Source organism: Rheinheimera sp., assembly GCF_036568245.1.
In the GTDB taxonomy this organism is placed as follows: domain Bacteria; phylum Pseudomonadota; class Gammaproteobacteria; order Enterobacterales; family Alteromonadaceae; genus Alishewanella.
The window spans coordinates 1-6,047 of sequence record NZ_DATCSY010000241.1; the positions used below are offsets into that span (position 1 = coordinate 1).

Consider the following 6,047-nt stretch of genomic DNA (forward strand, 5'->3'; position numbering starts at 1 on the left):
TAGAACAGCCGCTCTGCTGTATAACTTATTTCATATCTGGCAGATTGCGGCCATAGAAAATCTCGCGCATTTCGCGGAAGACTTTTTTGCTGATCGTTTTCTGCTCTTCAGCCGTCATCGAATCCGTCCCCATACCGAACAGATAGTTGTTCAGATCAGCTTCTTTTAGCATCATCTTGGTGTGAAACAGGTTTTCCTGATAAACATTGACATCTATCATCTGAAAAGCGCGCTTGGTATCGTCATCCATAAAATTCTGAATCGACGTGATTGGGTGGTCAATATAGTGCTTGGTACCACTGATATCGCGGGTGAACCCTCTTACCCGATAATCAATAGTCACAATGTCAGACTCAAAACTGTGGATCAGGAAGTTCAGTGCTTTCAGTGGCGATATAATACCGCAGGTTGATACCTCGATATCGGCACGGAAAGTACAGATGCCATCATGTGGGTGTACTTCAGGATAAGTGTGCACACAAATATGGCTTTTATCCAGATGCGCAACGACAGCGTCAGGCCGCGGGCCGGGGTTTTCAGAGTTATCCGGGTCAACCAGCACCGGCTCTTCACTAACCAGTATCGTTACACTGGCGCCCTGAGGATCATAATCCTGCCGGGCCACATTCAGAATGTTAGCACCGATGATATCAGTCACTTCAGTCAGTATGTCCGTCAGACGATCAGCATTATACTGCTCGTCAATATATTCAATGTATTCCTGCCGGTGCTGCTCAGTTTTAGCATAGCAAATGTCATAAAGACTGAAACTCAGGCTTTTCGTCAGGTTATTGAACCCGTGTAGTTTCAATTTTTCAAAAGGCTTAACCACTTAACATTGTCTCCGCAAAAAACCGCTTGCCGGTTATAAACTAAATAATGACTATTGCTGTGCTGCCGGTTTCAACGCTGATTCCTTCACACTGAAAGAATGCGTTACTGCAACACTGCCAGATAACATAATAGATACAGAACAGTACTTCTCTGCTGACAGCTGAACTGCCCGTTCGACCTGCTTTTCACTTACGCCAAAGCCTGTTACTTCAAAATGCAGGTGCAACTTTGTAAACACTTTGGGTACAGTTTCAGCGCGCTCTGCGCTTAGTTGCACTTCACAGCCAACTACTTGTTGCCGGGCTTTTTGTAAAATGCTGACCACATCCACAGAGGAACAAGCACCGGCCGCCATTAACACCATTTCCATTGGGCTGGGTGCAACACTGTTATCTTTATTACCATCAAAAACTACAGCATGACCGCTACCGGAATGACCGATAAAGGTATTATTGTCGTGCCACTTGACTTTCGCTTCCATCATAGCCCCCGGCCAGAAAAATAAGGCCGATATTCTACGTAAAAGCGACGCAGGTATCTAGCAAATTTGCGGAGTAGTTGAGGTTAATCGAGTAAATCGGCGATGGCGTTATCAAACAGGTTTTTGATTAATAGTGAAATTTCATTAATGAGTTCGGCTTGTTGAGCAGTAGCTTTTTTTTCCAGTACGCTCGAAAGCACCTCCTGGAAATCATACATAATGCCGTCGACTTCGCGGATAATCATACTGCGGTGATTCATTTCCAACTCGGTATGCTGCGTACAGAGGCTAATGATCTGTTCTGCAATAGACTCTTCCAGTATCACACCTATAGTCTTATCAGTTTCTCCACTACCGCTTTGCTCAAATAACGACAAATGTTCTGTCAGAAACTGGATTAAATGCTCATATCCGGGTTTGTCTGTGACCATAAGTTGTTTTACACCTGGCTGCTGGTAGGAACACCAATAAGTTTTAGTTATTTAAGCAAAAAGCAGCTCAGAAAACAAATCGGGGCGAGAGCCCCGATAAGATTTATTTTGTGTCTGCTTAGAAACTTAGCCCTGGCGACAGTTGCTCAGGCATAACGACTTGCTCCAGCTCAACAGAAGCAACCGGATACGCACAATAATCGGCGGCATAATACGCACTGGCCCTGTGGTTACCACTGGCACCAATGCCACCAAAAGGTGCTGCTGAGCTTGCGCCGGTAATAGGTCTGTTCCAGTTGACTATACCGGCACGAATGCGGCGGAAGAAATGCTGATATAGCTCAGCACTGTCACTGAGCAGGCCGGCAGACAACCCAAATTTGGTACTGTTGGCACTGTCGATGGCCTGGTCAAAGTCACTAAAACGGAAGACTTTCAATAGTGGGCCAAAGTGCTCATCATCCGGGAAATCTTTTACATCGGTACATTCAATAATACCTGGCGTTACCAATGCAGTTTCCGCATCCGGCTGCTGCATTTCCAGTAACACTTTACCGCCTAGCGACACCAGCTGCTGCTGAACTGACAACATAGCTTTAGCGGCGGCGACAGAAATCATCGAGCCCATGAACGGTTGTTCCTGCGCATCATACACACCCACTTTAATGTTGCGGCTGACTTCAAGTAACCGCGCCAAAATAGCATCGCCCTGCTCACCGACAGGCAAATACAGTTTGCGGGCACAAGTGCAGCGCTGGCCAGCAGAAATAAACGCTGATTGCACGATGTCGTGCACCGCTGCATCGATGTTGCTGACATCCTGTACCAGCAATGGGTTGTTGCCGCCCATTTCCAGCGCCAGAATTTTATCCGGCCGGCCGGCAAACTGCTGATGCAGGTAATGTCCGGTGCGCGAACTGCCGGTAAAGAAAATACCATCAATGCCATCATGACCTGCGATGGCTTTGCCGGTGTCTACTTCACCTTGTAGCAAACTTAATACGCCAGACGGAATACCGGCCTGTTGCCACAGTTTCACTGTATCTTCAGCCACTTTAGGCGTCAGCTCTGAGGGCTTAAACAACACTGCGTTACCAGCCAGCAGCGCCGGCACTATGTGGCCATTGGGCAGATGTCCAGGGAAATTATAGGGGCCAAAAACCGCCACGACGCCGTGTGGCTTGTGACGGATAAACGCACGCCCCTGTGGCATCGGATTCTCTTTGTTGCCGGTTCTTTCCTGATAAGCACGAACAGAGATATCTATTTTGCCAACCATTGCCGCTACTTCCGTGCGGGCTTCCCACAGCGCTTTACCGGTTTCCTGCGCAATAGACAAAGCCATGGCTTCTTTATTGTCACTCAGTAAACCAGCGAATTTCTTTACCACTTCCACGCGCTGTTCAAAGCTCAAGCCAGCCCAGTGGTATTGCGCCTGACGGGCACTTTCAACGGCCTGTTCAACCTGCTGCACAGTCGCAGCGTTGCCCTGCCAAATCTGCACATTTTTTGCCGGGTCAAGGGAGTTAAACTGTGCGCCGTCTCCGTGCACCCATTGACCATTAATAAACTGTTCCGCGTGTTTCATTATATACCCCTGTTAAACCCGGGCTGGCCGCTCATATACGGCTCACCCTCACCCAGTCACCCGCATTAACGTGCAGTGCAGCAGCAACTGCAGAAGGTAGAGTGACGTGCTCGCTATGTTCGTTGATATCCAGCTCCAGCCAGGTTGCCCGGAAGCCTTCAAGTTGTGTGTTACTTATCAAATACGGCTGGCCTTGTTCCACTTTGCCGATGTGTACCTGTAAACGCCGGCTGTTTCGCACTGAGCGAATATGCTCTACCCGCGCTTCAACCGTAGGGCCGGCATCAAAAATGTCAACATAACCCCGGCTGGAAAAACCTTCAGCCTGTAACAATGCCAGCGCAGGTTTTGTTTTCTCGTGTACCTGGCCAATAACAGCCTGCGCCTGTTTGCTCAGCAAACTAACATAAATAGGGTACTTCGGCATCAGCTCGGCGATGAATACCTTCTGGCCAATGCCAGTCAGATAATCTGCAGTAGGAAAATCCACGCTGAAGAAATGCTCCTGCAACCACTGCCAGAATGGCGAACTACCATCGGTATTCGATACGCCACGCATTTCTGCAATGATCCGCTCAGAAAAACGATGCGGGAACTCTGCCAAAAACAAAAAGCGCATTTTTGACAGCAGGCGGCCATTGTTTTTTTCCCGGCGCTGTTCTCTGAGGAACAAGGTACATAATTCACTAACACCCGTGTAATCATTGCACAGCGTCAGGATGTCTACTGTTTTGTATACGCCAAGAGAACGTGAGCTGTGAACAACCTTACCCAAATGGTAATGATAAAATGCATCATCCAGCCCCACCGCGGCTTCCAGAGCACTGGTACCGCAAATTTCGCCGGTTTCGGTGTCTTCAAGTACAAATAAGTACCCCTCATCACCGGGACCGCTGACATTCTTACTGAATGACTGCTCTGAGCGGCTGATTTTACGCATCAGCAGCTCGTCATTTACCGGCAGTGAAGTAAAACCGTGGCCTGACTCCACTGCAATATCATACAGCGCCGGGTAATCATCCGCACGGATTGGGCGAATCACCATCATCGTCGCTTACTCCATTTTTGCTTTATAGTTTTTCGGGGCTTGCGCCCCGTAGCTTCATTTCATGCAGTCTTCACGCTGCTTAACTTTTCTTCATTCAGGCAGAAACGACCTGTTTAACCGCCTGTTCAAAACGTTGCATGCCTTCAGTAATATCGGCCTCGGTAATAACCAGAGAGGGCGCAAAACGCACAACATCAGGACCAGCAACCAACGCCATCAGCCCATGATCTGCTGATGCCAGAAAAAATTCACGTGAACGGCCTTTAAACTTGTCATTCAGCACTGCACCAAGCAACATACCCTGACCGCGGATTTCGCTGAACACCTGGTACTTCTCATTTATTGCCGCCAAATGCTGTCGGAACAGTTTTTCACTTTGCAGCACCTTAGCCAGAACGTCCGGTTGATTAACTGTGTCAATTACCGCTTCGGCTACAGCACAGGCCAACGGATTACCACCATAAGTGCTGCCGTGGGTACCCACTTTCAGATGCTGAGCAATCTCTGTGCTGGTCAGCATGGCACCGACAGGAAAACCGCCGCCGAGCGATTTCGCGGTCGTCAGAATATCCGGCGTCACGCCATAGTGCATATATGCGTACAGCTTACCGGTACGGCCAACGCCCGTCTGCACCTCGTCCATAATCAGCAGCGCCTTGTGTTGGTCACAAAGTGCACGCACCCCTTCAATAAATTCTTTTGTCGCAGGGATAATGCCGCCTTCGCCCTGAATGGGTTCTAGTACCACTGCACAGGTTTTGTCTGAAATCAGCGCCTTAACGCTATCCAGGTTATTAAATTCTGCGTGCAGCACCGCACCCGGCTTAGGGCCGAAACCGTCAGAATATGCGGCTTGCCCACCTACCGTCACAGTGAAAAACGTGCGGCCATGGAAACTTTTTCCAAACGAAATGATCTGGTCTTTTTCTGCACCATACTGCTCCAGTGCCCAACGCCGGGCCAGTTTAAATGCGGCCTCGTTGGCTTCTGCCCCCGAGTTGGCAAAATAGACCTTTTCTGCAAATGTCGCATCAACCAGCTTCTTTGCCAGACGCAGCGCAGGTTCGTTCGTCATGACGTTACTTAAATGCCACAGCTTGTTTGCCTGCGACGTCAGTGCACCAACGAGAGCCGGATGGCAATGTCCCAGGCTGCTCACTGCGATGCCGCCTGCGAAGTCAACATATTCACGGCCTTGCTGATCCCACACACGGGAGCCTTCACCTTTAACAGGGATCACACCTGCAGGGGCGTAATTAGGAACCATTACCTCATCAAACAAAGCGCGATTTACCTGTAGCTCGCCGGTCATTTTCCACTCCTCTCTCGTGTCAGGGATGTTGTGTTTAGCCGTATTATCAGCTGTTTATCAAAGCGTAGTGAACTGCATTATTGCAGAATAAATTGACGTTGTCTTGCTGACATAAAGTGCCTAAAGCCAGAAAATTCAAGGGCTACAGATAGATTTGCATATGAACTGAATAAGTACGCAGCAATAACAGACGGCGGCTTTTTTCCAAACCATCTGTGCAGTGATACCTCAACCGGTGCGCAGCCAAATAATAATGGTTAATTGATTAACATTGGCGGTTGCATGTTTATGGCGCAGATTTTTTTATTAAATTTCAACTCCCAGCCGTTTCAGATTGGTCTGCTTAAGTATCT

6 protein-coding genes are annotated in these 6,047 nt (G+C 48.6%); all 6 read right to left on the reverse strand.

Annotated features, from left to right (window positions below; all coding sequences use genetic code 11):
* Positions 1 to 25 precede the first annotated feature (25 nt).
* Positions 26 to 832, reverse strand: coding sequence for an adenosylmethionine decarboxylase (gene speD, locus VIN66_RS11110; RefSeq protein WP_134051985.1), 807 nt, complete (start codon positions 830 to 832; stop codon positions 26 to 28).
* 51 nt (positions 833 to 883) lie between these two features.
* Entirely contained in the window at positions 884 to 1,315 is a 432-nt protein-coding gene (locus VIN66_RS11115) for an OsmC family protein (protein ID WP_331924064.1), read from the reverse strand.
* A gap of 83 nt (positions 1,316 to 1,398) precedes the next feature.
* Complete coding sequence (locus tag VIN66_RS11120) at positions 1,399 to 1,746, reverse strand: DUF3802 family protein (protein ID WP_331924060.1); 348 nt, start codon at positions 1,744 to 1,746, stop codon at positions 1,399 to 1,401.
* A gap of 118 nt (positions 1,747 to 1,864) precedes the next feature.
* Positions 1,865 to 3,334 (reverse strand): succinylglutamate-semialdehyde dehydrogenase, encoded by a 1,470-nt coding sequence (astD, locus tag VIN66_RS11125; protein WP_331924061.1) that lies wholly within the window; start codon positions 3,332 to 3,334, stop codon positions 1,865 to 1,867.
* 31 nt (positions 3,335 to 3,365) lie between these two features.
* On the reverse strand, positions 3,366 to 4,382 hold the full coding sequence (astA, locus tag VIN66_RS11130) for an arginine N-succinyltransferase (protein WP_331924062.1): 1,017 nt from the start codon (positions 4,380 to 4,382) through the stop codon (positions 3,366 to 3,368).
* Positions 4,383 to 4,476: 94 nt separating this feature from the next.
* Positions 4,477 to 5,694, reverse strand: coding sequence for an aspartate aminotransferase family protein (locus VIN66_RS11135; protein ID WP_331924063.1), 1,218 nt, complete (start codon positions 5,692 to 5,694; stop codon positions 4,477 to 4,479).
* Between the last annotated feature and the right edge of the window lie 353 nt (positions 5,695 to 6,047).